26 protein-coding genes and 2 pseudogenes are annotated in these 24,548 nt (G+C 72.1%); 15 read left to right on the top strand and 13 right to left on the bottom strand.

Translation table 11 applies throughout. The features are described from left to right. The 3 genes and pseudogenes from F9C41_RS40860 to F9C41_RS29095 all read left to right on the top strand — a co-directional run. Positions 1-320, top strand: a pseudogene (locus F9C41_RS40860) (hypothetical protein); the annotation flags it as partial. A 121-nt stretch (positions 321-441) separates the two neighbouring features. Further along, positions 442-1,380 (top strand): biliverdin-producing heme oxygenase, encoded by a 939-nt coding sequence (locus tag F9C41_RS29100; RefSeq protein ID WP_155390013.1) that lies wholly within the window; start codon positions 442-444, stop codon positions 1,378-1,380. A 25-nt stretch (positions 1,381-1,405) separates the two neighbouring features. After that, complete coding sequence (locus F9C41_RS29095; RefSeq protein ID WP_155390012.1) at positions 1,406-2,452, top strand: hypothetical protein; 1,047 nt, start codon at positions 1,406-1,408, stop codon at positions 2,450-2,452. A gap of 27 nt (positions 2,453-2,479) precedes the next feature. Here F9C41_RS29095 and F9C41_RS29090 read toward each other — a convergent pair whose 3' ends face one another. Continuing rightward, complete coding sequence (locus tag F9C41_RS29090; protein WP_155390011.1) at positions 2,480-3,625, bottom strand: class I SAM-dependent methyltransferase; 1,146 nt, start codon at positions 3,623-3,625, stop codon at positions 2,480-2,482. Between the two features lie 23 nt (positions 3,626-3,648). Further along, the gene (locus F9C41_RS29085) at positions 3,649-4,338 is read right to left on the bottom strand and encodes a DUF4190 domain-containing protein (RefSeq protein WP_155390010.1); all 690 of its coding nucleotides are present in this window, start codon (positions 4,336-4,338) and stop codon (positions 3,649-3,651) included. Between the two features lie 87 nt (positions 4,339-4,425). On the opposite strand from F9C41_RS29085, the gene F9C41_RS29080 reads away from it, so the two are divergent. After that, positions 4,426-5,193, top strand: coding sequence for an SDR family NAD(P)-dependent oxidoreductase (locus tag F9C41_RS29080; protein WP_120317224.1), 768 nt, complete (start codon positions 4,426-4,428; stop codon positions 5,191-5,193). Between the two features lie 158 nt (positions 5,194-5,351). Here F9C41_RS29080 and F9C41_RS29075 read toward each other — a convergent pair whose 3' ends face one another. After that, entirely contained in the window at positions 5,352-6,047 is a 696-nt protein-coding gene (locus tag F9C41_RS29075) for an HAD family hydrolase (RefSeq protein ID WP_155390009.1), read from the bottom strand. Between the two features lie 159 nt (positions 6,048-6,206). Here F9C41_RS29075 and F9C41_RS29070 point away from each other — a divergent pair, with 159 nt between their 5' ends. The 5 genes from F9C41_RS29070 (at position 6,207) to F9C41_RS29050 (ending at position 10,794) form a co-directional block, all read left to right on the top strand. After that, on the top strand, positions 6,207-7,139 hold the full coding sequence (locus F9C41_RS29070; RefSeq protein ID WP_155390008.1) for a DMT family transporter: 933 nt from the start codon (positions 6,207-6,209) through the stop codon (positions 7,137-7,139). 59 nt (positions 7,140-7,198) lie between these two features. Then, the gene (locus F9C41_RS29065) at positions 7,199-7,678 is read left to right on the top strand and encodes a hypothetical protein (RefSeq protein WP_230690103.1); all 480 of its coding nucleotides are present in this window, start codon (positions 7,199-7,201) and stop codon (positions 7,676-7,678) included. Positions 7,679-7,715: 37 nt separating this feature from the next. Beyond that, positions 7,716-8,966 carry a magnesium transporter MgtE N-terminal domain-containing protein gene (locus F9C41_RS29060; protein ID WP_155390006.1) on the top strand — a complete coding sequence of 417 codons (1,251 nt, stop codon included), beginning with the start codon at positions 7,716-7,718 and terminating at the stop codon, positions 8,964-8,966. Positions 8,967-8,991: 25 nt separating this feature from the next. Continuing rightward, positions 8,992-9,522 carry a DUF1003 domain-containing protein gene (locus F9C41_RS29055; RefSeq protein ID WP_155390005.1) on the top strand — a complete coding sequence of 177 codons (531 nt, stop codon included), beginning with the start codon at positions 8,992-8,994 and terminating at the stop codon, positions 9,520-9,522. Positions 9,523-9,651: 129 nt separating this feature from the next. Beyond that, entirely contained in the window at positions 9,652-10,794 is a 1,143-nt protein-coding gene (locus F9C41_RS29050) for an Mrp/NBP35 family ATP-binding protein (protein WP_155390004.1), read from the top strand. Positions 10,795-10,979: 185 nt separating this feature from the next. On the opposite strand, the gene F9C41_RS29045 is transcribed toward F9C41_RS29050, so the two are convergent. Both F9C41_RS29045 and F9C41_RS29040 read right to left on the bottom strand, forming a co-directional pair. Continuing rightward, positions 10,980-11,396, bottom strand: a complete 417-nt coding sequence (locus F9C41_RS29045) for a Sec-independent protein translocase family protein (protein WP_155390003.1) — start codon at positions 11,394-11,396, stop codon at positions 10,980-10,982. Positions 11,397-11,460: 64 nt separating this feature from the next. Next, positions 11,461-12,732: a S1C family serine protease gene (locus F9C41_RS29040; protein WP_155390002.1), complete on the bottom strand. Its 1,272-nt coding sequence runs from the start codon at positions 12,730-12,732 to the stop codon at positions 11,461-11,463. A gap of 80 nt (positions 12,733-12,812) precedes the next feature. On the opposite strand from F9C41_RS29040, the gene F9C41_RS29035 reads away from it, so the two are divergent. After that, positions 12,813-13,427, top strand: coding sequence for an O-methyltransferase (locus F9C41_RS29035; RefSeq protein WP_155390001.1), 615 nt, complete (start codon positions 12,813-12,815; stop codon positions 13,425-13,427). A 94-nt stretch (positions 13,428-13,521) separates the two neighbouring features. Here the strand turns inward: F9C41_RS29035 and F9C41_RS29030 are convergent, their stop codons facing one another. Both F9C41_RS29030 and F9C41_RS29025 read right to left on the bottom strand, forming a co-directional pair. Continuing rightward, a complete protein-coding gene (locus F9C41_RS29030; protein WP_155390000.1) occupies positions 13,522-14,976 on the bottom strand; it encodes a leucyl aminopeptidase family protein in 1,455 nt (484 codons plus the stop codon). Positions 14,977-15,257: 281 nt separating this feature from the next. Next, positions 15,258-15,425: a DUF3117 domain-containing protein gene (locus tag F9C41_RS29025; protein ID WP_120317235.1), complete on the bottom strand. Its 168-nt coding sequence runs from the start codon at positions 15,423-15,425 to the stop codon at positions 15,258-15,260. 287 nt (positions 15,426-15,712) lie between these two features. Here F9C41_RS29025 and F9C41_RS29020 point away from each other — a divergent pair, with 287 nt between their 5' ends. Together F9C41_RS29020 and F9C41_RS29015 are read left to right on the top strand one after the other, a co-directional pair. Next, complete coding sequence (locus F9C41_RS29020; RefSeq protein ID WP_120317236.1) at positions 15,713-16,504, top strand: PaaX family transcriptional regulator; 792 nt, start codon at positions 15,713-15,715, stop codon at positions 16,502-16,504. Next, positions 16,504-17,289 carry an enoyl-CoA hydratase-related protein gene (locus F9C41_RS29015; RefSeq protein WP_155389999.1) on the top strand — a complete coding sequence of 262 codons (786 nt, stop codon included), beginning with the start codon at positions 16,504-16,506 and terminating at the stop codon, positions 17,287-17,289. Before F9C41_RS29020 ends, F9C41_RS29015 begins: the two co-directional genes overlap by 1 nt. On the opposite strand, the pseudogene F9C41_RS29010 reads toward F9C41_RS29015, so the two are convergent. Together F9C41_RS29010 and F9C41_RS29005 are read right to left on the bottom strand one after the other, a co-directional pair. Beyond that, a pseudogene (locus F9C41_RS29010) lies at positions 17,286-17,474 on the bottom strand (hypothetical protein); the annotation flags it as partial. The gene F9C41_RS29015 and the pseudogene F9C41_RS29010 sit on opposite strands and share 4 nt — an antisense overlap. 24 nt (positions 17,475-17,498) lie before the next feature. Then, positions 17,499-18,077: a DNA-3-methyladenine glycosylase I gene (locus F9C41_RS29005; RefSeq protein ID WP_155389997.1), complete on the bottom strand. Its 579-nt coding sequence runs from the start codon at positions 18,075-18,077 to the stop codon at positions 17,499-17,501. 42 nt (positions 18,078-18,119) lie between these two features. On the opposite strand from F9C41_RS29005, the gene F9C41_RS29000 reads away from it, so the two are divergent. Then, entirely contained in the window at positions 18,120-19,013 is an 894-nt protein-coding gene (locus tag F9C41_RS29000) for a sterol desaturase family protein (protein ID WP_155389996.1), read from the top strand. 7 nt (positions 19,014-19,020) lie between these two features. Here the strand turns inward: F9C41_RS29000 and F9C41_RS28995 are convergent, their stop codons facing one another. The 4 genes from F9C41_RS28995 to F9C41_RS28980 form a co-directional block, all read right to left on the bottom strand. Continuing rightward, the gene (locus F9C41_RS28995; RefSeq protein ID WP_155389995.1) at positions 19,021-19,665 is read right to left on the bottom strand and encodes a Uma2 family endonuclease; all 645 of its coding nucleotides are present in this window, start codon (positions 19,663-19,665) and stop codon (positions 19,021-19,023) included. A gap of 71 nt (positions 19,666-19,736) precedes the next feature. Next, positions 19,737-20,213, bottom strand: a complete 477-nt coding sequence (locus tag F9C41_RS28990; RefSeq protein ID WP_155389994.1) for an SRPBCC family protein — start codon at positions 20,211-20,213, stop codon at positions 19,737-19,739. Further along, a complete protein-coding gene (locus F9C41_RS28985; protein ID WP_155389993.1) occupies positions 20,210-20,767 on the bottom strand; it encodes a DivIVA domain-containing protein in 558 nt (185 codons plus the stop codon). Before F9C41_RS28985 ends, F9C41_RS28990 begins: the two co-directional genes overlap by 4 nt. A 140-nt stretch (positions 20,768-20,907) precedes the next feature. After that, entirely contained in the window at positions 20,908-21,279 is a 372-nt protein-coding gene (locus F9C41_RS28980) for an NADH-quinone oxidoreductase subunit A (protein WP_144121682.1), read from the bottom strand. Positions 21,280-21,644: 365 nt separating this feature from the next. Here F9C41_RS28980 and F9C41_RS28975 point away from each other — a divergent pair, with 365 nt between their 5' ends. After that, complete coding sequence (locus F9C41_RS28975; RefSeq protein WP_155390020.1) at positions 21,645-23,477, top strand: 2-oxoacid:acceptor oxidoreductase subunit alpha; 1,833 nt, start codon at positions 21,645-21,647, stop codon at positions 23,475-23,477. After that, a complete protein-coding gene (locus tag F9C41_RS28970; protein WP_155389992.1) occupies positions 23,470-24,501 on the top strand; it encodes a 2-oxoacid:ferredoxin oxidoreductase subunit beta in 1,032 nt (343 codons plus the stop codon). The genes F9C41_RS28975 and F9C41_RS28970 overlap by 8 nt, the downstream gene beginning before the upstream one ends. Positions 24,502-24,548: the final 47 nt, after the last annotated feature.

The raw sequence follows: 24,548 nt of genomic DNA, 5'->3' as shown, positions 1-24,548 counted from the left end.
GTGACGACGACGCCGCGCCGGTGGCCGAGGCCGGGGCGCAGGACGCGCCCGCCGACGCCGCCGAGGGCGAGGCCGGCCGTGGCCGCCGCCGCCGTGGCCGGGGTGCCGGCACGGGTGTCGCGGTCGCCGCGTCGGTGACGCACGAGGGCGGCCTCGTGCCGCTGTTCTCCGGTGCCGCCGAAGGCTCCGACGCCCCGGCGGAGCCCGCCGAGGCAACCGAGGGCGGCGCTTCGCGCTCGCGTGCGCGCCGCCGTCGTCGCCGCTCCGGCGGGTCCGGTGGACCGGCCGAGGGCGCGCTGGAGACCTCGGTCGAGAGCTGACATTTCACGTCGCAGGGACGCCCCCACGCTGTAGAACCAGCGTGGGGGCGTCCCTTTTCGCAGGCCAGGATCAAACGAAAGTTTGAGGTTAGGGTGACCTTACTCGCGTACGGTGCTGCGCATGAGTGAGCCCTTCTCCGCCCGCCTGCGCGCCGCCACCTGGTCCGACCACAGCTCGGCCGAGCAGACGACGTTCCTGGACGACCTGACCCGGGGGCGGTTGACCGTCGCCGCGCACGCCGCGCTGACCGCGCAGCACTACCTCGTCTACCAGGTGCTGGAGGAGGCCGCGGCGCACTGGAGCGGGGACCCGGTCGCGGCCGGCTTCCACGACGACGCGCTCACCCGGCTGCCCGCGCTCGCCGAGGACCTCGCCTTCCTGCTCGGGGCCGACTGGCGCGACGCGCTCACCCCCGTCGCGACCACCGCCGAGTACACCGCCCGCCTGCGCCAGGTGGCCTTCACCTGGCCCAGCGGCTTCGTCGCCCACCACTACAACCGCTACCTGGGCGACCTGTCCGGCGGGCAGTACGTGGCCCGCGCCCTGGCCCGCTCGTACGGGCTCGCCCTCGGCGGCGACGGTCTGCGCTTCTACGCCTTCGACGGCATCGCGGACCTGACCGCCTTCAAGGACGCCTACCGCGCCCGCCTCGACGCCGCGCCCTGGGACGCCGCCGAGCAGGACCGGATCATCGAAGAGGTCAAGCTCGCCTACCGGCTCAACACCGACCTGCTGGCCGACCTGGGCCGGGTCCACCCGAACCCGTTCCCGGCCGAGGTCGTCGCGCAGATCATGCGGCACATGAACGACGACCACCCCGCCGACTCCCTGCTGATCTGCCGGGCCACGCTGCCGGAGCCGGCCCGCCCCGACGCCACCGCGGCGGTGATGTCGGGCATGGACAACCGCGGCATCGAGTTCCAGGCCGTGATCAAGGGCGTAGAGACGCCGATCCGGGTGCCCTTCGCCCAGCAGCTGACCGAGCGCGCCCAGGTGCGCGTCGAGGTGACCCGGCTCTACCGCGAGGCGTGCGCCCTGCTCGGCGTACCTGCCCGGTGAGCGCGGGCGTGGAACACTGGCCGGTGTGGAGACGGCACACGACGTTCTCATCGCGCTGACCAGGCGGTACGCCTTCGCGGAGGTGGCCGCGCTGGTCGCGCCGGACTCCGGCGTGCTGCCGCGCGCCGGAGGCGGCGCGCTGTCCACCGAATCCGTCGCCCACGTGCAGCAGCTGTGCGCGTTCGGGCAGCGGCTGCTCGACCTCGACGCCGAGGACTTCGGCGAGCTGAACGCCGCCGCGGAGGCCAACACCGAGCATGCGGTCGCCGACCAGGTGCACGGCGACCACGTGCCTGAGCATCTGCGGGAGCGGGCGCTGGCGTGCCGCATGCCGCAGGCCCCCAAGGAGGTGCACCGCGGCGCGCTGGGCAGCATGCTGCCCGCGTTCCGGCTGCTGCTGGAGGTCATCGACGCGCGCTTCCGGCGCGGCGAGACCACGGCGGTGGTCGCCGCAGTGCACATCGCCAGCGAGTACGGGCCGCTGCTGGTCTGGGAGCGGGTGCTCGGGCACGCCGCCGACCCGGTGCGCATGCCCGCGGCGGTGGGCGGCGACGGCAGCGCGTGGGGCGACTTCGACGACCGCGACTGCCCGCACACCAAGCCGGAGAAGTCCGCCGCGCGGCGTTGCCTGACCGTGGCGCACGAGAACAGCGCCGGTTGGCGGACCTACCTGGACCGCCAGCACTCCAACACCTCGCACGCGCTCTGCGTCTGCGCCACCACCTGCCACCGCCGGTGCAGCGTCTACGGACGCCTCGACGCGCAGCAGGCCGAGGTGGTCACCCACGGCTGCCGGCTGGCCGCGGCGCTCAACGAGTCGGCGGTGGTGAAGCTGCGCCACAGCGCGCCGGTCGGGCACGGCTTCGGCGTGCCGTCCCAGCGCGAGCTCCTCGACGCCTGGGGTCGCACCCGCGCCTCCCTGGCCAAGCACGACCCGGCGATCGCCGAGGAGGACGGCTACCCGCTGCCCGGGTTCGCCACCTTCGTCGCGGTGCTGGCCGGTGCGCCCATGCCCCCGGACACCCTGCTCGCCGAGACCGCCATCGAACTCGCCAAGGCCCTCACCCCCTGACCGGCGCGGCGCGTTGCCGGGGAAGGGTCAGGGGTTGACCGCCAGCAGGGTCGCCAGGTGGGGCTGGACCTGCCACTCGGACAGCAGAGCGGCCAGTTCCGCGGACTCGGCGGGCGACGGCCGGCGGTCGGTGCGGTGCGCGCGGATCATCGCGTTGCGCGGGGTGTGCGCCGAGTCGATGAACTCGACCACCTCCACCGCGTACCCCCGCTCGCGCAGCAGTGCCGCGCGCACCGTGTCGGTGAGCACGTCGGCGAAGCGCTCGCGCAGGATGCCGTGCTCGGTGAGCAGCCCTGCCGCACCCGTCGGCGGCTGCTTGCGCAGCTGCCGGGACAGGTCCTTGTGGCAGCAGGGCGCGGCCAGGATCCAGCGCGCGTCCCAGGACAGCGCGCGGGCCAGCGCGTCGTCGGTGGCCGTGTCACAGGCGTGCAGCGCCAGCACCACGTCGGCCTGCGGCACCGGCGCGTCGGCGATGGTGCCCGCGACGAAGCTGACGTGATCCTCCCAGCCCAGCTTGCGGGCGATGGCGGTGTTGCGCGCGCGCTGGTCGTCGCGCACGTCCACGCCGATCAGGCGCACGTCCAGGCCGAGCCCGGACAGATGGTGGTACGCCGCGAAGGTCAGGTACGCGTTGCCACAGCCCAGGTCGACGACGTGCAGCGGGCTCGGCAGCTGCGCCGGGTCGGGCAGGGTGGCGTCCAGCGCCCGCAGGAACGCGTCGACCTGCCGGCGCTTGGCCGCGTCGCCGCCGATCACGGCGTACAACGGGTCGCCGGGGTCGATCAGGTGCTCGCGCGGCCGGTCGTGCGCGGTCACCGCGGGCGCGGCCGCGGGGGCGGCCGAGCGGTGCAGCACCGCGCCCTTCTTGGTGGCCTGCAGGCGCACCGTGCCGTGCGCGGTCTCCACCGTCCAGCTCCCGAACGGCTCGGCCAGCAGCTCGTCGACCCGGCCCGCCAGCTCCGCGCCGGGGGCGAGGTTCACCGTGGTGGGGCGCTGCCCGTCCTCGGTCACCAGCTGCACCCGGTCCCCCGCTTTCAGGGTCACCGGGCGCAGCGTGGCGCGTGACACGGACGGCGTCCCGTCGCGCCGCTGCCCGCCCGCGGTCGCCCGGATCAGGTCCGGCGCCAGCAGGAGTTCGCGTACCTCGGCCAGGGCTTCAGGAAGTGCTGCCATACGTCAAGGATGCGCGATGCCGGTCAGAACGCCCCGTCCGGCTCGGCGTAGTAGCCCGGGTTGCTCTCCGAGAAGACGATCAACGCGACGATTCCCGCGATGATGAGGAACCCGAGGGCCGTGGCGATCCAGCCGACGATGATGCCGGTCAGGGCCATGCCGTCGCCCTCCTCGCCGCTCTCGCGGATCTTGCGCCGGGCGACGTGCCCCAGGATCGCGCCGAGCGGGCCGAGCAGGAGCGCGGGCACGCCGTAGAAGCACAGCATGACCGCGCCGGCGAGCGCGGTCACCATCGCGCCGATGGCCATGCCGTTGGTGCGCCGCTGCAGGTAGACGTAGGGATACGGGGCGTATCCGGGTGGCGGGTAGGCGCCGTACGGGTGCGGCTGGCCGGGCGTGCCCGCGGGCGCACCCGGCTGTCCGGCGACCTGCGGCCAGCCGCCGGTCGGGTGACCGACAGCCGGCTGGTGCCCGGTCGCCTGGTAGGGGTTCTGCCAGTAGCCGGGTGCCGGGACGGCACCGGTCGGGTTGCCGGACGCGGTCGCCGCCCCGGCCGTGCTGCCCGGATCGGTGGCCCCGGCGGCAGGAGCCGTGATCCCCGCGGCGGGAACGGGGTCGGCCGAGCCGAAGGTGAGCGGCGCCGGCTCCGGGAACGCCGGCTGCGGCGTGCCGGGATCCGGGCTGGGGGGTGGCGGCGCGGTGGGGTCGGTCATCGGCCTGGCTCCATCCGGTAAGGGTCCCGACAGAGTAAGCGGTGCCTCCTACTGGCGTCAGCTCGGACAAACCGGCAGGATCAAGCCATGAACGAGCGGATGGATCTCTTCCGGCTGGACGGCCGGGTCGCACTCGTCACCGGTGCCGGCAGCCCGCACGGCATCGGCTTCGCCACCGCTCGCCAGCTGGCCGCCCTCGGCGCGAAGGTCGCCGTCGTCTCCACCACCCGGCGCATCCACGAGCGCGCCGGCGAGCTGGGCGTGCTCGGCTTCGTGGCCGACCTCACCCTGGAGGCGGAGGTCGGCGCGCTCGCCGACGCGGTCACCGAGCAGCTGGGCGATGTCGACATCCTGGTCAACAACGCCGGCCTGACCAGCCGGGCCAGTCCGGAGGTGATCCGGCCGGTGGCGCAGCTCAGCTTCGAGGAGTGGAAGGCCGAGATCGACCGCAACCTGACCACGGCGTTCCTGTCCAGCCGGGCGTTCCTCGGCGGCATGTCCGAGCGCGGCTGGGGCCGCATCGTCAACCTCGCCGCCACCGCCGGTCCGGTGAACGCGCTGCCCGCCGAGGCCGGTTACGCCGCCGCGAAGGCGGGCGTGCTGGGCCTGACCCGCGCGCTGGCGATGGAGCTGGTCGCCGACGGCATCACCGTCAACGCGGTCGCGCCCGGCACCATCCACACCTCGGCGTCCACGCTGGCCGAACTCAAACTCGGCTACGACACCCCGATGGGCCGCCCCGGCACCCCCGACGAGGTCGCCGCGACCATCGCCTTCCTCTGCTCCCCCGCCGCCGGCTACATAACCGGCCAAATGCTCGTCATAGACGGCGGCCAATCCGTTCGCCAAGGCTGACCAGCCGAAGGAAGGGCACCTTCTTGACGCTATGCGTAGCAGAAGGTGCCCTTCTTAACGCCAGAGCATGCCTCACCTGCGGTGGAGCCGTCGGCTACCTGCGGTGGGCGCGGCGGGAGGCCGGCTCGGCGCCACGGTGGAGACGCGGCGGCGGGTGGTCATACGCCCACGGGTTGGGGTGTCATCGCGAGCGCGGCCGCCGCGGGCAGGGTGACCGCCGACTCGCCCGCGAAACCGTCGTCGGCGGCGAACTGCAGGTGGTCGGCGAGATCCGGCGCGGCCAGCCGGATCGCCCGGATGCCCAGCGCCTGCGCGCCGGTCAGCTCGCGGGAACCGCCGTCGCCGACGAACACGCACTCCTCGGGCGCCACGTCCAGCCGTCCGCAGGCGGCGAGGTAGATGCGCGGATCCGGCTTGCTGCAGCCGACCTGCACGGAGAAGACCTTCGCGTCGAGCAGGTGGTTGACCGGCAGCGCCCGCATGATCTCGGGCAGTTCCCAGGCGCAGTCGCTGACCACGGCCAGGCGTACGCCCGCCCGGCGCAGCCGCCACAGCGTGGGCACCGCCTCGGGCCGCAGGTGCGTGTCGGCGCGCACCGCCGTCAGCCGGGCGGCCTGGGCCGCGCGCAGCCGCGCCGGGGTGACGCGTACGCCCAGCTCGGCGGCGACCCAGCGCATGGTGTCCAGGGCGTCGCCGTACGCGCCCCGGCAGCGGGGGTAGAAGGAGGTGTTCAGCACCGCGAAGTACTCGGCGGGCTCGCAGCCGAGCAGCCGGGGGGCCAGGTCGTGGGCCGGTCCGCGGGTGCACGCCGAGGTCAGCGTGCCGTAGAAATCGAACAGGATCGCGCGCGGCATTACGCCGGATAATGAAGGTTCTGAATCCATTCGAGCGACAGTAATCAGCTGCTCACGTGAAGTACATAGGATGATCGCGCACAGTGGGCGGATGAACGCATGGAGTAGACGACGGTGTGCTGACAGGCCGCTCACCTGCGCCTGGCAGGATCGGGCCTCATGCGATCACGGCTCGACCCGCTCACCATCGCCGCGATCACCATCGCGATCATCGCCGTGTCGTCGTCCGGGCCGCTCATCGCGTACGCCGCCGCGCCCGCACTGGCCATCGCCTTCTGGCGCAACGCCCTCGCCGTCGGCGTGCTCGCCCCGGTCACCCTCACCCGCCGCCGCGCCGAACTGCGCGGCCTGCGCACCGACCACGCCTGGCGGTGGAGCGTGCTGGCCGGGCTCGCCCTGGCCGGGCATTTCGCCACCTGGGTGCCCAGCGTCAAGATGACCACCGTCGCCACCGCGACCGCGCTGGTCGCCACGCAGCCGGTCTGGGCCGGCCTGATCGCGCTCTGGCAGGGCCGCCGACTGGGCCGGTGGACCTGGATCGGCATCGGCAGCGCCGTGGCGGGCGCGGCGATCGCCACCGGCGCGGACTTCAGCCGCGGGGGCGCAGCGGTCGTCGGGGACCTGCTCGCCGTCGCCGGTGGCCTGCTCGCGGCGATCTACACCTCCTTCGGTGAGAAGGCGCGCAGCCGGACCTCGACCACGACGTACACCACCGTCTGCTACTCCGTGTGCGCCGCGCTGCTGCTCGCCGTGTGCCTGCTGTTCGGCGTGGAGCTGACCGGCTTCGACGACCGGACCTGGCTGGCCATCATCGCGCTGACGGTCGGCGCGCAGCTGCTCGGGCACTCGATGTTCAACTACGCCCTGCACAAGGTCTCCGCCACCACCATCAGCGTGCTGATCCTGCTGGAGGTCCCCGGGGCCGCCGCGCTCGGCTGGGTGTGGCTGGGCCAGGCCCCGCCCGCCGCGGCCTGGCCCGGCATCGCCCTGCTCATGGCCGGTGTGGCCGCCGTCATCCTGGGCGCGCGCCGCCCCTCGGCCCTGCCGACCCCCGACCCCGTCGACGTCGACCTGCCCACCGGCGGCCGCTGAACGGAGCGTTACGCAAGCGATCGGAAGGCGCCCTTCCTTCGGGTGGGAGGATGGGCGGCATGACGCATCCGTTGGTGGAGGAGGCCGCCAAAAAGGCGGCGGTCGCGTGGGTGTCGGTGGGTGGCGGGCCTGCGTACGCGGTGTGGTGCCTGCCGCAGGACGGGCGGCTGCACGTGGTGGTCGGACCGGGCGAGCAGGACCTGCCGGGGCTGGCCGAGGCCGCTGCGGCGACGGTGACGCTGCGCGGGGACCACGGCGGGGCGGTGGTGACCTATCCGGCGCAGGTGCAGCGGATCGAGCCGGACAGCGAGTCCTGGGCGGCGGTCGCGGTGACGCTGGCGGGCAAGCGGCTCAACTCGCCCGGCACGGCCGAGCTGCTCGCCGAGCGGTGGGCGCGGGAGTGCGCGCTGGTGGCGCTCATCCCAGCCGGCGACCCTCTGCCCGCGGGCGAGGACTCGGGGCGGGCCGAACCCCGGCCGAGCCCGGCCACCAACGCCACCCGCAAGCCGTTCCGGCTGCACCGGGTACGACGCCGATAACACCCAATCATGTGAGAAATACGCATACCATGCGAATATGGCCACACTGACCAGGGTCTTCGTCGCCCGGCTCGCAGGCCTGCCCGTCTACGACCCGAACGGCGACCAGGTGGGCCGGGTTCGTGACGCCGTCGCCCGGCTGCGCCCCGACGGACCCCCGGCGGTCGTCGGGCTGGTCGCCGAGATGCCGCTGCGGCGGCAGATCTTCCTGCCGATGGCCCGGATCACCTCGATCGACACCGACAGCGTGGTGCTCGGCTCCGGCACCATCAACCTGCGCCGCTTCCAGAAGGGGCCGGCCGAGCTGATGGTGCTCGCCGACCTGCTGGACCGGCGCATCACCACCCCCAGCGGCAGCCCTGCCACGGTCGTGGACGTCGCCATGGAGTCCGACCGGGCCGGGCAGTGGAACCTCGGCCGTGTGGCCGTACGCGACGTCACCAGCCGGCTGAGCCGCCGCGGCCAGCTGCACCAGTTCGAGTGGCACGAGCTGCCCGGCCTGGTCGACCCTGGCGCGCTGCAGGGCACCGCGTCGCTGCTGTCCGTGCTGGAGAAGATGCGCCCGGCCGATCTCGCCAACGCCCTGCAGGACCTGCCCGACCAGCGCAAGCACGCGGTGGCCGCGGCGCTGGACGACGAGCGGCTGGCCGACGTGCTGGAAGAGCTGCCCGAGCACGCCCAGGTCGACATCCTGGCCCGGCTGGACCGCGAGCGGGCCGCCGACGTGTTGGAGGAGATGGACGCCGACGACGCCGCCGACCTGCTGGCCGAGCTGCCGCCCACGGAGCGGGCGCTGCTGCTGGACCTGATGGAGCCGGAGGAGTCCGCCCCGGTGCGGGCCCTGATGCAGTACCGGCCGAACACCGCGGGCGCGGTGATGACCAGCGAGCCGGTGATCCTGACCCCGGACGCGACCGTCGCCGACGCGCTGGCCCGCATCCGCGAGAAGCACCTGTCCCCGGCGCTGGCCGCGCAGGTGTTCGTGTGCCGCGCTCCGATCGACACGCCCACCGGCCGCTACCTGGGCGTGGTGCACTTCCAGCGGCTGCTGCGCGAGCCGCCGGGCGACCTGCTGGGCGGGGTACTGGAGCGCGACATCACGCCGCTGGCGCCGAGCCTGCCGCTGGCCGACATCACCCGGCGGATGGCGACGTACAACCTGGTCGCGATCGCGGTGGTGGACTCCAACGACCGGCTGGTCGGCGCGGTGACCGTGGACGACGTGCTCGACCACCTGCTGCCGCGGGACTGGCGGGAGCAGGAGCGCGCCGCGGACAGCACCCCATGACGGCGGCCGGGCGGGAGGCGGTCCGGTGAGCGACCGTCTGGACCAGCCCCGGGAGCCGCACGCGATCCGGCTGCCCCGGTGGGACCCCGACGCGTTCGGCAACTTCGCGGAGAAGTTCGCCCGCTTCATGGGCACCGCGAAGTTCCTCGTCTACATGACGGTCTTCGTGATCGTGTGGATCCTGATCAACCTGATCGGCGTCTTCGGGCTGCAGTGGGATCCTTACCCGTTCATCCTGCTCAACCTGTTCTTCAGCACCCAGGCGTCGTACGCCGCGCCGCTGATCCTGCTCGCCCAGAACCGCCAGGCCGACCGCGACCGGCTGACCATCGACGAGGACCGCCGCCGCGCCCAGGCCCAGAAGGCCGACACGGAGTACCTGGCCCGGGAGATCGCCTCGCTGCGCATGGCGCTCAACGAGGTGGCGACCCGCGACTACATCCGCTCCGAGCTGGCCAAGCTGGCCGAGGAGCTGGACGACGCGGCGGCCCGGCGGCACCAGCAGGAGAAGGCCGACCGCAAGGAAAAGAAAAGCCGCGCGTCGCAAGGGGCATGACGCGCGGCCGAATCTCTTTCGATGGTCCCACGGTCAGGGGACACGAGCAACGGGTTGCGAGAATGTTGCGCGTGCCACCCGGCCCTCGCGGCGGCCGGTCATGATCGATGCCGCGGGTAACATGGGCGCATGTCCACCGCTGTGCACGCCGACGACCAGGCTGTCCTGGCCGCTCTCGCCTCCGTGAACGACCCGGAGATCAAGCGCCCCATCACCGAACTCGGCATGGTCGAATCGGTGAAGGTCGACGCGGGTGTGGCGTACGTCCGCATCCTGCTCACCGTCGCCGGCTGCCCGCTCAAGGACACCCTGCGCACCGACATCACGGCGGCCGCCACCACCGTCGAAGGCGTCACCTCGGTCGAGATCGACTTCGGCGTGATGAGCCCCGACCAGCGTCAGGACCTGCAGAAGCGGCTGCGTGGCAACGCCGCGGCCGAGCCGGTGATCCCGTTCGCGCAGCCCGGCAGCCGCACCCGGGTGTACGCCGTCGCCTCCGGCAAGGGCGGCGTCGGCAAGTCCAGCGTCACCGTGAACCTGGCCGCGGCACTGGCCGCCCGGGGACTGTCGGTCGGCGTCGTCGACGCCGACATCTACGGCCACTCGGTGCCCCGCATGCTCGGCGTGCAGGGCCGCCCCACCCAGGTCGAAGACATGATCATGCCGCCGCAGGCGCACGGCGTGAAGGTCATCTCCATCGGTATGTTCACCAGCGGCAACGCCGCCGTCGTCTGGCGCGGGCCGATGCTGCACCGGGCCCTGCAGCAGTTCCTCGCCGACGTGTACTGGGGCGACCTGGACGTGCTGCTGCTCGACCTGCCCCCGGGCACCGGCGACATCGCGATCTCGCTGGCCCAGCTGCTGCCGACCGCCGAGATCCTGGTCGTCACCACCCCGCAGGCCGCCGCCGCCGAGGTCGCCGAGCGCGCCGGCGCGATCTCCATGCAGACCCACCAGCGCCTGGTCGGCGTCATCGAGAACATGTCCTGGCTCGAGCTGCCCGACGGCACCCGCATGGAGGTCTTCGGTTCCGGCGGCGGCCAGACCGTGGCCGACTCGCTGACCCGCCTCACCGGCGCGTCCGTCCCGCTGCTGGGTCAGATCCCGCTGGACACCGGCGTACGCGAAGCCGGCGACGACGGCACCCCCGCGGTGCTGACCGCCCCGAACTCCCCCGCCGGGACCGCCCTCAACGCCATCGCCGACCGCCTCGCCCAACGCCGCGAGTCCCTCGTCGGCAAATCCCTCGGCCTCTCCCCCGCCAAGCGCTGACCCGCACCAGACCAGACACACCCTCCGACACAAAACGTGCGGCCCCGGATCAGTCCGGGGCCGCACGTTCTTGGGATCGATCATGAGGTTGTGGCCATGACACGCCGTAGAGCCGTGCCATAAGTTCATGATCACCGCGGGAGGGTGGCGCGGCCGCGGGCAGGCGGCGGGCCGCGGCGCGTTGGTCAGGTGGCGTCGTCGAAGCGGGCCGTGGCCGGGGTGGCGGCGGTCGAGGACGAGGCGGCGGGGGTGGCGGAGGCCATGGCGTTGACGTTGGCCTTGGTCTCGGCGGCCAGCTTGCCGGCGGTGTTCAGCTCACCCTTGAGGTCGTCGTAGATGCCGGTCAGCGGCTTGCGGAGGGCGGCCTCGTCCTCCTCGCTGAGCAGGTGCTTGCGGACGAAGGCCTTCGGGTTCAGGTCTTCGAGCTTGATGTCGGTGCCCAGCTCCTTGCTCAGGTCGCCGGTGGCGTTCGTGGCCATGGCGCGCAGGCCGCGCAGCATCCGCATGCCGTCGCCGATGACCTTGGGAAGCCGCTCACCGAAGATCAACAGTGCGATCAGCAGGAGTCCGATGAACTCCCAGCTGTTCAGGTTGTCCAACACCGCTGCCTCCCGAGTGTGTCCGCCGTCGCAAGGGTACGTGCGCGACGGCCGGACAGGCCACCCCTCAGTCCGCGTCAGCGACGAGTGTCACGGCAGCATCGTGGCTGGTGGAGCCCCGTTTGTAGGTCACTTCGACCACCTCACCCGGTGCAGTTTTCCGCACAAGTGCGATGAGGTCCGTCGGCTCGCTGAGCGGGCGGCCGCCGAAGCTGGTCACCACGTCACCTGCGCGCATGCCCGCCTCGGCGGCCGGACCCGTGGCTGTGACCTCGCCCAGGCGCACCCCGCCGGCCGGTCCGCGGAACGACTCCTCGACCTCCGCGCCGATCACCGTACGGTGCGCCCGGCCCGCGGCGATGATCTCCTCGGCGACCCGGCGGGCGTGGTTGATCGGGATGGCGAAGGCCAGGCCGATGTTGCCGGCCGACTCCTCGCTGCCCGCCATCGACTTGATCACGGCGTTGATCCCGACGACCTGCCCGGCGGCGTCGACCAGCGGGCCGCCCGAGTTGCCGTGGTTGACCGCGGCGTCGGTCTGGATCGCGGCGTAGTACCTGGTGGTGCCGTTCTCGGCGTCGGTGGCGATGGGCCGGTCCAGCGCGCTGACGATGCCCGCGGTGACGGTGCCGCGCAGCGCCAGCGGCGAACCGATGGCCACCACCGCGTCGCCGACCGCGACCGCGTCGGAGTCGCCCAGCATCGCCGGGTGCAGCTCGGGCCGCTTGACCTGGAGCACCGCTACGTCCGACTCGGGGTCGCTGCCGATCACCTTCGCCGGGGAGCTGGTGCCGTCGTCGAATATGACGCTCACCACTCCGGAGCTGCCGGACACCACGTGGTCATTGGTGATGATGTGGCCGTCGGCGCTGGCCACGAAGCCCGAGCCGAGCGAGACGCTGCCGTCCACCGGCACCCGGATGGTGACCACGCTGGGCAGCAGCATGCTGGCCACGGCGGCCAGCGACTCGGGGGCGCGGTGCGGCGGGGAGGCGGACGAGCCGAGGATCGAGCGGGCGGTCTGGCGGTCGTCGCTGAACCGCACGCCCATCGCGCCGCCGAGCACCCCCGCCAGTACGCCCGCGAGGACGGCCGCTCCGGCGACTGTCCACAACGTACGACGTCGGGTATGGTCAGGCTCGGCCAACGGCTCCGGCACGGGCGCGTGCGCGCGTTCTGCGGGTGGCACGAGCGCCACCGGCGAGTGCGGATCGCGCCACGGATCGTTGAGCGCATCAGACCACCAAAACGACGCCGGCGGTGCGACGGCCGGTGGCGTGTGCTGCGCTGCCGTCCGGTCGTCGTCATCCGGCCGGCGATAACCCCAGCCGTCGGTCACTGACCAGCCCTCCGTCCCGTTCCCGGTTTCAGGATGGCACGGTTTCAACGTGAAAAATCACTGTTCACGGAAGGTGCCCCATGACGACGCTGCATCGCCAGCCCGGTAGCGCAGGCGACTTCATCGCGTCGTTCGTCCCCGAGGACGTGATCGCGCAGACGGCCCGTGGGCTGGCCGTCGAGGTGGGTCTACAGCCGGTCGCGCCGGCGGTCGGCGCGGCCCTGCGCATGCTGGCGGGAGCCTGCGCCGCGAAGGCCGTCGTCGAGATCGGCACCGGCACCGGGGTCAGCGGGCTGTGGCTGCTGCGCGGGATGCGCCCCGACGGCGTGCTCACCACCATCGACAGGGAGTCCGAACACCAGCGCATGGCGCGACGGCTGTTCATGGAGGCCGGCTTCTCCGCCTCCCGGGCCCGGGTCATCACCGGCCGGGCGCTGGAGGTGCTGCCCCGGCTCGCCGACGGCGCCTACGACCTCATCTTCGTCGACGCCGACCCGACCGAGTACGCCGCGTTCATGGACGCCGCGGCCCGCCTGCTGCGCCCCGGCGGCGTGGTCGTCCTGCACGGCGTGCTGACCAGTGGCCGCGACGTCTTCACGGTCCGCGAGCTGGCCTACGGCGTACGCGACAGCGACCTCTGGCAGCCCGCCCTGCTCCCCCTCGGCGAAGGCCTCCTCGCCGCCGTCAAAGCCTGACCCCCAGCCCTGCCTTAAATAGACCTTGGCCTATCTAGATGACAAATCGTAGATCGGAGTCATCCAGATAGGCCAAGGTCTATGAAAAAGCGGGTCAGGAGACCGTCGAGAGCCAGCGGACCAGGGTGCGTACGCCCCAGCCGGTCGCGCCCTTGGTGAGCTCCCCGTCCGGCGCGGCCGACCAGGCGGGCGAGGACATGTCGATGTGCACCCACCGGTCGCGCAGGCTGCCCGCGAACTCGCGCAGGTAGAGCGCCGCGGTGATGGTGCCGGGGTTACCGGCCGCGTTGTCCAGGTCGGCGATGTCGGAGGCGACGTCGCCGGCGTACTCCTCGGCTAGCGGCAGCCGCCACAGCGGCTCCCCGGACTCGGCGCCCGCCGCGGTGAAGCCGTCGATCAGCGCCTCGTTGCCGCTGAACAGCGCGGCGGTCTTCTTGCCCAGCGCGATCCGCGACGCCCCGGTCAGCGTGGCCAGGTCGACGAGCAGATCGGGCGCGAGGTTGGCGACCGCGTACGCCATCGCGTCGCCGAGCACGACCCGGCCCTCTGCGTCGGTGCTGCGCACCTCGGAGGTGAGGCCGCCGTAGTGGGTGACCACGTCGCCGGAGCGCCAGGCACTGCCGGAGAGCATGTTCTCGGCCAGCGGCGCGAGGGCGGTGACCCGCACCGGTAGGCCCAGCTCGGCCACGGCGAGCAGGGCGCCGACGACCGCGGCCGCGCCGCCCATGTCCTTGCGCATCAGCTGCATGGCGTCGTTGGGCTTGATGTCGATGCCGCCGGTGTCGTACGTGATGCCCTTGCCGACCAGCACCACGTGCTTGGTCGCGCCCTCGGGCGACCAGCTCAGTTCCAGCAGGCGGGGATCGTGCACGGAGCCGCCGCCGACGGCGAGGATGCCGCCGAAGCCCTCGGCCTCCAGCTGCTCGCGCTCGCGCACGGTGACCGTCACACCGTCCCCGGCCCGCTCGCGCACCTGGCGCACGAACCAGTCCGGCGTCTTGGTCAGCGACGGGGTGTTGGTGAGGTCCCGGGCGAACCGGGTGTGCCCGGCCACGGTGCGGGTCGCCGCGAGCACGGCCGCCCGCTCGGGGCTGTCCGGCACGGCGAGGACGACCTCGGCCAGCTTCGCCGCGGCCTCGGGCTTCTCCTCGGCCACGCGGAACCGGTACGACGCCAGCCACAGGCCCTCGGCCAGGCCCCGCAGCGCGGCGTCGCTCAGGTCGGCGGGGGCGAGCACGGTGAACGCGGACTCCTTGGCCGCGGCACGGGCCAGCGCGGCGCCGGCTGCCCGCCAGCCCGCCTCGTCACCGGATCCGACCCCGACGAGCAGCACCTTCGACGGCTCGCGCAGCGGCCGTGGCAGGGTCTGCACGGTGCCTGCCGAGCCCTTGTGCTCGGTGGCGGCGAGGAACGCCGCCACCTCGGCGGCGACGTCGGAGGGCAGCACGGCGAGCGGTGCGCCCGCCGCGGATTCGCCCTCGGCGGTGCCCACCGGGCACGCGACGGTTCCGGCGAGATCCGCCGCGCCGTCCAGTCGAATCGAGATCATCCCTGCCCCTTCACTGGCTGTGCCGCCGACGTCCCACCGGCCGCCGACCGCCTGACCCTACCGCGCCGCCTCCGCCGCCGGCCGCGACGGAGGTGCTGGCCCGCGGCCCGCCGGTGGGGGTCGCCGCCCGCGCGGCACACCGGATGAAGGACGCGTGGGAGCTGGTCAGGAGAAGGTGGTGCAACGGGGGTGAGACGGCGCCGAGCCGCGCGCCTGGTGCGGCACACGTCGCCGGGAGGGGTGGGTTGGACGGCCGGGATGGTGCCCGGCCGGTCCCGATGTCAGCCGACGGCCAGTTTGAGGGCCTCGCCGAGAGCGGTGGCCTCGTCTGGTGTCATCTCCACCACAAGCCGCCCGCCGCCTTCCAGCGGCACGCGCATGACGATTCCCCGGCCCTCTTTGGTGACCTCCAGCGGACCGTCGCCCGTCCGCGGCTTCATCGCCGCCATGTGTGTCTCCCCTCAGACTTGCCAGACCTGCACTCGGGTTGAATGCAAGACTCGGCGGGTCTCCCCGCCTGCTCCGCCGACGAAACCTCACGACGGCTGCCGAGGCAGCCTGCTCGCGACGCGCCGTCTTCGTACGCCGTCCGGCACCGGCGTGTGGTTGGGTGGGGCCACACGAACGGGTGCCGACCAATGATTTTCCCTGATGGACTCCGCTAAGCCCAAACCGGGCCGGTCACGGTGTGACATCATCTCGCCAGCACAGTTCACATCTGTCACAATCACCCCTCATGCAGGCTCGTTCCGCACTCTTCGACCTCTACGGCGATCACCTGCGACAACGCGGCGGAAGAGCCGCCATCGCGGCCCTGATCCGGCTGCTCGCGCCGCTCGGCATCGCCGCACCAGCGGTACGTACCGCGGTGTCCCGCATGGTGCGACAGGGCTGGCTCGCGCCGGTACGGCTGCCCGCCGGACCCGGCTACCAGCTCACCCCGCGCGCGGTACGCCGCCTCGACGAGGCCGCCGCCCGCATCTACCGGACCGGCCGCAGCTCCTGGGACGGACATTTCGATCTATTGGTGATCTCCGCGCCGGAAGCCCGCACCGAGCGCGACCGGCTCGCCGCCGAGCTCGCCTTCCTCGGCTACGGGCGGCTGGAGACCGGCGTCTGGCTCGCCGCCCGGCCCGCCGGCGAGGTCGACGGCCTGCTGGCCGACGCCGGGGTGCGCTTCGAGCGTTTCTCCGCCGCGCACACCGGCGGGGAAACCGGCGCCCGCGAGCTGATCATGAGAGCGTGGAACGTGCCGGCCGTGGGCGCGTCGTACGCCGGGTTCGTGGCGCAGCTCACGCCGGTGGTCGGCGCGATAACCCGGCTGACCGACGACCGCACCGCGTACGCCGCCCGGTGCGCCCTGGTCCACGCCTGGCGCGCGTTCCTGTTCCGCGACCCGCAGCTGCCCGCCTCGCTGCTGCCGCCGGACTGGCCGGGCACCGCCGCGGCCGCCTTCTTCGACCGGCAGGCCGCCCGGCTGCGGCCCGCCGCCGACCGTTTCGTCGATCACTGCCTCAGGGAGAGCTGATGTCCGCACCGCTGCTCGTCGACCGCGCCGAGGGCGTCGTCACCGTCACCATGAACCGCCCCGAGTCGCTCAACTCGCTCGACGTCGCACTCAAGGTGGCGCTGCTGGACACGTTCGCCGAGCTGGCGGCCGATCCGGCGTGCCGCGCGGTGGTGCTGGCGGGTGCGGGCCGGGCCTTCTGCGTCGGGCAGGACCTGCGCGAGCACATGGCCACGATGGGTGACAAAGCCCCGCTGGACACCGTCGAGAAGCACTACAACCCGCTCGCGCTGGCCCTGGCCGAGCTGCCCAAGCCGGTCGTCGCGGCGGTGCGCGGGCCGGCCGCGGGCGCGGGCGCGGGCCTGGCCTTCCTGTGCGACCTGCGCATCGGCGGCCCGTCGACGTCGTACCTGATGGCCTTCGCGCGGGTGGGCCTGGCCGCCGACACCGCGGTGTCGTGGACGCTGCCCCGCTTCGTCGGCGCGGCCAAGGCCGCCGAGCTGCTGCTGCTCGCCGAGCCGGTACAGGCCGACGAGGCGCACCGGCTCGGGCTGCTGACCAGGCTGACCGACGACGACGAGCAGGTGCTGCCGATGGCGCAGGAGCTGGCGGCGCGGCTGGCGGCGGGACCGACGGTGGCGTACGGCCAGATCAAGCGCGAGCTGCTGCACGGCGCGACCGGCACGCTGGCCGACGCCCTGCTGATCGAGCTGGCCGCGCAGCAGCTGTCCGGCGGCACCGCCGACCATCGCGAGTCCACCGACGCCTTCGTGAACAAGCGCAAGCCGGCCTTCGAGGGCCGCTAGTCCTCTTCGGGGTCCAGGGGGGCGACGCCGGCGGTGACGTACGCCGTCATCTGCAGCTCGTCCCCCGACGGCGAGACGTAGGCGGGCAGCTCGTCCGGGCCCAGCTCGCCGACGTAGCGCCAGAACTCCCGGACCGCCTCCTCCGCCGACTCCGCCTCGATCGGCAACGCGACGCTGACCAGCCACTCCCTACTCACCCGCTCATCCCATCACAGCCGGTTCGCGGCGACGTGGCAGCCCGCCAGGTGGTCGTCGACCATGCCGGTGGCCTGCATGAGCGCGTACGCGGTGGTGGGACCGACGAAGCGCAGGCCGCGCTTCTTGAGCTCCTTGGCCATCGCGACGGAGGCGTCCGAGGTGGCGGGCACGTCGGCCCGGGCGGCGGGCCGGGGGCGGCCGGGCGCCGGGGCGTACGACCACAGCAGCGCGCTCAGCCCACCGGGCAGCTCCAGCGCCGCCCGGGCGTTCTGCAGCGTCGCCTCGATCTTGGACCGGTTGCGCACGATCCCGGCATCGCCCAGCAGCCGCTCGACGTCGTCCGGCCCGAACGCGGCCACGGTCTCGATATGGAACCCGGCGAACGCCGCCCGGAACGCGGGCCGCTTGCGCAGAATCGTGATCCAGGACAGGCCGGACTGGAACGCCTCCAGGCTCACCCGCTCGAACAGCACGTCGTCGCCGCGCAGCGGCGTGCCCCACTCCTCGTCGTGATAGGCGCGGTACTCCGGCGCACCGGCCGACCACGCGCAGCGTGCCAGCCCGTCGTCACCGACGATGAGGTCGCTCACCCTATTGCCCCCTTACTCGAACGCGAATAGCCTTCGGAACTCATGGAGCTCCCGGCCTTCCCACCGGTGGTGCTGTACTCGGTGCCGCTGTTCATTCTGCTCATGGTCCTCGAACGCGTGTCCTACTGGTTCCATCCTGATCAGGACGAGGTCGGCTACGGCGGCAAGGACACTGCGACGAGCATCGGCATGGGCCTGGGCAGCCTCGGTTGGGACGTGCTCTGGGGCATCGGTACGGCCGCCGCGACCAGCGCGATCTACCTGCTCACCCCGCTGCGGATCGAGTTCCACTGGTGGGCGCTCCCGCTGTTCCTCATCGCGCAGGACCTCTGCTACTACTGGTCGCACCGCGGCCACCACATGATCCGCCTGCTGTGGGCCTCGCACGTGGTGCACCACTCGTCGCAGACGTTCAACCTGTCCACGGCGCTGCGCCAGTCCTGGACCGGGTTCACCGGGTTCCTGTTCTACCTGCCGCTGGCCGCGGTCGGCGTCAATCCGGCGGTCACCGCGTACTGCGGCGGCATCAACCTGGTCTACCAGTTCTGGATCCACACCGAGCGCATCGACAAGATGTGGCGGCCGTACGAGTTCGTGTTCAACACCCCGTCGCACCACCGGGTGCACCACGCCTCCCAGGGCGGTTACCTCGACCGCAACTTCGGCGGCATCCTGATCATCTGGGACCGCATGTTCGGCTCCTTCGCGCCCGAGCTCGAACGCCCCGTGTACGGCCTCACCACGAACATCACGACGTACAACCCGCTGCGGGTGGCCTACCACGAGTACGCCGCCATCTTCCGCGACCTGCGCACCCGCCGCCTACGCGAGTGGCTGCCGACCCTGCTCCGCGGCCCCGGCTGGTCCCCCACCGCGGCCGCCGCGCCGCGGCCAGTCGTCGCCGCGGCCGCCCCGCGGGCCGTCCGGGTCGAGTGAAGCCGGATCAGGACCGGTCGGCGGGCGGGCGTCGGTAGCGGGCCATCCGCGCGGCCAGGGCAGGCAGGTCGATCTCCACCGGCCACGGCCGGCTCGTGCGGAACACCTCTGACGTGTAGTGCGTCGCATACCGGTATGTGCTGCCCTCCAACACCAGTTCCGCCAACGCGACGGTGTCGGCGTCCTGATCCGGGACGACCACCCAGTAGAACGGGACACCGGCCCGCGCGTACAGCACGCGCTTGATCTCGGTGTCCCGCAGTGCCGAAGTCGGCGACACGACCTCCACGACCAACCGCACCCCGGCCACCGGAAACGGCGAGTCGTCGAGGTAGGCGGACGGAAGCACCACGATGTCCGGGCGCGGCTCATTGTGCTCGTCGATGGTGACGGACTGGTCGGTGCCCACCACGTATCCGGTGTCCGGGTTGGCGTCCTCCAGCAGCTGCGCGATCCAGCGGGCGAACATGTTGTGGCTGCCGGTGGCGGAGGGGGACACGCTGATGCTCCCGTCGATCAGCTCGAACCGCAGGCCGTCTTCCGGGAGCGTGTGCAGATCGTCGACGGTGTAGCCGCGGATGCCTGGTCGCAGCCGAGCGAGCTGGGCGACGGCGGCACTCATCGCGTCCCCTCCGGAAGTCGTGGGAGCCACGGCTAAAGGCTACCGTGACGGCTCACGATAGAAGGTTTCGCTGATAGGAGGTCGCCCCGCTTGGGGTTCACTCACGGCAGGCGGCCGGACTCGACCATCTTGGCGAAGCGTTTGAGGGCCTGCTTGAGGCTGACCTTGGAGCCGGGCCAGAGCAGCGGCCAGGCGAGCCGGCCCGCGACGCCGCCGGGCAGGTGGAACCACTCGTGCCAGACCACCTGGGTGCGGTCGCCGCCCATCGGGGTGCACCGCATGACCCCTGGCCCGCGCAGCACCTTGCCCTGGTGGACGACCCGCACCTCGTAGGGCGGGTCCACTTTGACCACGCGCATCTCGTCGCGCAGCACGGCCGGACCGGCCACGGTGATCGCCTCGATCACGGTGCCCTCGCCGCCGTCCCCCTCGACCACGCGCACCTTGGTCAGCGGGATCCAGTCGCTCTGCCGCTCCCAGGCCATGAACGCGGCGAACACCCGCTCGGCGGGCGCGGCCACGATGATCGTCGCGGTGACCTCCCCTGCGCCCGGAGCGGTGGGGTCGGTCCCCGTCACCGCCGGACCGGCTCGCCGGCCGCCGCCTCGTCCACCTCGGCGGACACCGGGTCGGTCTCGTGATCGGCCTCGTCGGCCGGCTGCTCGCCGGCCTCGATCGCGGTCACGTCCGGCTCGGCCGGGTCGGCGTCCTCGGCGGGCGTCTCCTCGACGGTGTCGACCGGCGCGTCGACCACGACGCCCGCGGTGACCACGCCCAGCGCGCTGGCACGGGCCCGGGCGAGGGTGTCGGCGTCCTCGACGCGTCCCTCGCGCAGCGCGGTGACCTCGGCTTCGAGCACCTGGATCAGCTCGCTCTTGTAGCCGATGTCGTACGCGAGGCGGCGCAGCGTCTGGTCGACCTGCGCCATCCGGTATCCGCGCCAGGTCGGGTCGAACGTCACCCGGGACACGTCGCCCTCGACGAGCGGGCGGTCGGCGGGCAACGGAGTGGCTCGTTCGTCCGGCTCGGCCGGCGCGAGGCCTGGGTCACCACCGGTGACCAGCGTCATCACCCCGAACACCACGGCGCCCACGGTGAGCGCGACGACGATCAGCAGCAGCAGGTTGCCCATGCCCACGATCGTGGCACGAGTGGCGCTTCAGCGCGACCCTGCCACCCGAGCTGTCCGGCCCGTGGCACGGGAACCGTCCGGCTCATTACCCGGCGGTAGCGTAGCGCGGTGAGCGCGCCGCAGCGGCCCGCGCGGGGCCGTCACAGCCAGCGCAGCGCGTTCTTGCGCCAGGCGTAGAGCAGGCCCAACGCCAGCACGGCGACGAAGACGGCCATCTCCACGACCACCGCCAGACCCGACCGGGCATAGACGACGGCCCACGGAAACAGGAAGACGGCCTCGACCGCGAACAGCACATACAGGTATGCGTAGACGTAGTAACGAATCTGCATCTGCGCCCAGCCGCCCTCGACCGGATCGAGACCGCACTCGTACGTGTCGAGTTTTCCCTCGGCCGCGTTGGGCCGCGACGGGCGCAGCAGCCGGTTCGCCGTGTACGCCCCTCCGATGATCAGCACGCCGACCAGCAGCAGCAACGCCACCGTCGCGTACGCGTCGAGGTAACCGTTCACGACCGCAGCCTAACGGCTGGCGACGACCTTGGGGATCGGTGCGATCGGACGGCGGAAGACGCCGGCCGGCGGAGGTACGCGTGGAATGGCACATCGTTCGCCGAATAGCCGATGGAATGCCACTCTGTGGGACGGACCAGTGATATGCGCGACCCGTCCCACAGCGCGCTGTCGTCTTTATCACGTTCCGCATGGTTTAGCTGGGGGGGCCGTGTCAACGCTATTCCCTACCGCCGACGTAGGCTGACCTTAATCGAGACGTAACAACACACCACCCCAGCAGGAGGTCGCGTCCAGTGGCCGAACATCGTGAGGGCGCCGGGCAGACCGGTCAGCTCAGCGAGCACGGGCATCCCGCCAAGGAGATCCACCAGCTCGACCGGGTGGTGATCCGCTTCGCGGGTGACTCGGGCGACGGCATGCAGCTCACCGGCGACAGGTTCACGTCGGAGACCGCCCAGCTCGGCAACGACATCTCGACGTTGCCGAACTTCCCGGCGGAGATCCGTGCACCTGCCGGCACGCTGCCCGGCGTGTCGAGCTTCCAGGTCGCCTTCGCCGACTACGACATCCTCACGCCCGGCGACGCGCCGAACGTGCTGGTGGCGATGAACCCGGCGGCGCTCAAGGCGAACATCGCCGACCTGCCCAAGGGCGGCACGATCATCGTCAACACCGACGAGTTCACCAAGCGCAACCTGGCGAAGGTCGGCTACGACGCCAACCCGCTCGAGGACGACTCCCTCGCCGGCTGGGACGTGCACAAGGTCGGGCTGACCAGCATGACCGTGGGCGCGCTGGCCGAGCTGCCGGTGAGCAAGAAGGACGCCGAGCGCGCCAAGAACATGTTCGCGCTGGGCCTGCTGAGCTGGCTCTACTCGCGGCCGCACGAGTCCACCATGGCGTTCCTGGAGCGCAAGTTCGCCGCCCGGCCCGAGCTGGTCGCCGCGAACAAGGCCGCCTTCAACGCCGGCTGGAACTTCGGGGAGACCACCGAGGGCTTCGCGGTGCGCTACGAGGTGCCGCCGGCGCAGATGGCGCCGGGCAACTACCGCAACATCACCGGCAACGCCGCGCTCGCGCTGGGCCTGGTCGCCGCCGGTGTGAAGGCGAAGCTGCCGGTGCTGCTCGGCGCGTACCCGATCACCCCGGCCTCGGACATCCTGCACGAGCTGAGCAAGCACAAGAAGCTCGGCGTGACCACGGTGCAGGCCGAGGACGAGATCGCCGCGATCGGCGTGGCGCTGGGCGCGGCGTACGGCGGCGCGCTGGGCATCACCACCACCAGCGGCCCCGGTGTCGCGCTCAAGAGCGAGACCATCTCGCTCGCGGTCGCGCTGGAGCTGCCCCTGGTGATCGTGGACGTGCAGCGGGCCGGGCCGTCCACGGGCCTGCCGACCAAGACCGAGCAGGCCGACCTGAACATGGCGCTGTACGGCCGGCACGGCGAGGCGCCCGTCGCGGTGGTGGCCGCGCAGTCCCCGGTGGACTGCTTCCACGCCGCGATCGAGGCCTGCCGGATCGCGCTGAAGTACCGCACCCCGGTGATCCTGCTGTCCGACGGCTATGTCGCCAACGGCTCCGAGCCGTGGCTGCTCCCGGAGATCAGCGAGCTGCCCGACCTGCAGGTCGAGTACGCGACCGGCCCCAACGGCGAGGACGGCAAGTTCTACCCGTACCTGCGCGATCCGGAGACGATGGCGCGGCCGTGGGCCGTGCCGGGCACGCCGGGGCTGGAGCACCGCATCGGCGGCCTGGAGAAGGCCGACAAGACCGGTGACATCTCCTACGACCCGGCCAACCACGACTTCATGGTGCGCACCCGGGCCGCCCGCATCGAGGCGATCGACGTCCCCGACGTCGAGGTCGAGGACCCGTCGGGCGAGGCGAAGGTGCTGGTGCTGGGCTGGGGCTCGACGTACGGCCCGATCGGGGCGGCGTCGCGGGCGCTGCGCCAGCGCGGGGTGAACGTGGCGCAGGCCCACCTGCGGCACCTCAACCCGCTGCCGAAGAACCTGGGCGAGGTGCTGGCGTCGTACGACAAGGTGGTCATCCCCGAGATGAACCTGGGCCAGCTGGCCAACGTGATCCGGGCGCGCTTCCTGATCGACGTCGTCGCCTACAACCAGGTGCGCGGGCTTCCCTTCACCTCCACCCAGCTGGAGACCATGCTCGAGGAAGTGATCAAGAATGTCTAACGCGCTGCCGGTCCAGCTGTCGGCGAAGGACTTCAAGTCCGACCAGGAGGTGCGCTGGTGCCCGGGTTGCGGTGACTACGCGATCCTGGCCGCGATGCAGACCTTCCTGCCCGAGCTGGGCATCCCTCGCGAGCGGACGGTCTTCGTCTCGGGCATCGGCTGCTCCTCGCGCTTCCCGTACTACCTGAACACGTACGGCATGCACTCGATCCACGGCCGCGCCCCGGCGATCGCCACCGGCCTGTCGGTGTCGCGCCCGGACCTGACCGTGTGGGTGGTGACCGGTGACGGCGACGCGCTGTCGATCGGCGGCAACCACCTGATCCACGCGCTGCGCCGCAACGTGAACATCAAGATCCTGCTGTTCAACAACAAGATCTACGGCCTGACCAAGGGGCAGTACTCGCCCACCAGCGAGATCGGCAAGATCACCAAGTCGACGCCGACCGGCTCCTCGGACGCGCCGTTCAACCCGATCTCGCTGGCACTGGGCGCGGAGGCCTCGTTCGTCGCCCGCACCATCGACTCCGACCGCAAGCACCTGCAGTCGGTGCTGCGCCAGGCGGCCGAGCACCAGGGCTCGGCGTTCGTGGAGATCTACCAGAACTGCAACATCTTCAACGACGGCGCGTTCGAGGTGCTCAAGGACCCGGAGACGCGCGACGCGTACCTGATCCGGCTGGAACACGGGCAGCCGATCACGTTCGGCAAGGACGGCTCGCACGTGGTGACCCACCCGGCGGGCAGCTTCGGGCTGGCCGTGAGCGAGGCCGACAAGGTCGACGCGGGCGAGGTGCTCACGCACGACGCGCACGCCGAGGACCCGGCGTACGCGTTCGCGCTGTCCCGGCTGGCCGGGCCGGACCTGCGGCACACCCCCGTGGGCGTGTTCCGCTCGGTGCGCCGCCCGTCCTACGACGAGCTGGTGCGCAACCAGCTCGACGCGGCGAAGGCGAAGGCCGGCGAGCCCGAGGCCGACCTGGCCGCGCTGCTCAACTCCGGCGACACCTGGACCATCCTGTAGCAGCCTGAAACACGAGAGCGCCGCCCGCGACCGGAAGGTCGCGGGCG

The organism is Catellatospora paridis (assembly GCF_009720365.1).
Taxonomy (GTDB): Bacteria; Actinomycetota; Actinomycetes; order Mycobacteriales; family Micromonosporaceae; genus Catellatospora; species Catellatospora paridis.
The sequence above is the reverse complement of the archived record's forward strand: the minus strand, read 5'-3'. Positions and strand labels throughout refer to the sequence as shown.

Coding starts and splice junctions, on each gene's coding strand:
- F9C41_RS29015 (WP_155389999.1), top strand. CDS start 16,504: ATGTCCGCACCGCTGCTCGTCGACCGCGCCGAGGGCGTCGTCACCGTC.
- F9C41_RS28985 (WP_155389993.1), bottom strand. CDS start 20,767: ATGGGCAACCTGCTGCTGCTGATCGTCGTCGCGCTCACCGTGGGCGCC.
- F9C41_RS29065 (WP_230690103.1), top strand. CDS start 7,199: ATGACGCATCCGTTGGTGGAGGAGGCCGCCAAAAAGGCGGCGGTCGCG.
- F9C41_RS29080 (WP_120317224.1), top strand. CDS start 4,426: ATGAACGAGCGGATGGATCTCTTCCGGCTGGACGGCCGGGTCGCACTC.
- F9C41_RS29090 (WP_155390011.1), bottom strand. CDS start 3,625: ATGGCAGCACTTCCTGAAGCCCTGGCCGAGGTACGCGAACTCCTGCTG.
- F9C41_RS29000 (WP_155389996.1), top strand. CDS start 18,120: ATGGAGCTCCCGGCCTTCCCACCGGTGGTGCTGTACTCGGTGCCGCTG.
- F9C41_RS29100 (WP_155390013.1), top strand. CDS start 442: ATGAGTGAGCCCTTCTCCGCCCGCCTGCGCGCCGCCACCTGGTCCGAC.
- F9C41_RS29050 (WP_155390004.1), top strand. CDS start 9,652: ATGTCCACCGCTGTGCACGCCGACGACCAGGCTGTCCTGGCCGCTCTC.
- F9C41_RS29035 (WP_155390001.1), top strand. CDS start 12,813: ATGACGACGCTGCATCGCCAGCCCGGTAGCGCAGGCGACTTCATCGCG.
- F9C41_RS29075 (WP_155390009.1), bottom strand. CDS start 6,047: ATGCCGCGCGCGATCCTGTTCGATTTCTACGGCACGCTGACCTCGGCG.
- F9C41_RS29060 (WP_155390006.1), top strand. CDS start 7,716: ATGGCCACACTGACCAGGGTCTTCGTCGCCCGGCTCGCAGGCCTGCCC.
- F9C41_RS28970 (WP_155389992.1), top strand. CDS start 23,470: ATGTCTAACGCGCTGCCGGTCCAGCTGTCGGCGAAGGACTTCAAGTCC.
- F9C41_RS29020 (WP_120317236.1), top strand. CDS start 15,713: ATGCAGGCTCGTTCCGCACTCTTCGACCTCTACGGCGATCACCTGCGA.
- F9C41_RS29025 (WP_120317235.1), bottom strand. CDS start 15,425: ATGGCGGCGATGAAGCCGCGGACGGGCGACGGTCCGCTGGAGGTCACC.
- F9C41_RS29070 (WP_155390008.1), top strand. CDS start 6,207: ATGCGATCACGGCTCGACCCGCTCACCATCGCCGCGATCACCATCGCG.
- F9C41_RS29030 (WP_155390000.1), bottom strand. CDS start 14,976: ATGATCTCGATTCGACTGGACGGCGCGGCGGATCTCGCCGGAACCGTC.
- F9C41_RS29085 (WP_155390010.1), bottom strand. CDS start 4,338: ATGACCGACCCCACCGCGCCGCCACCCCCCAGCCCGGATCCCGGCACG.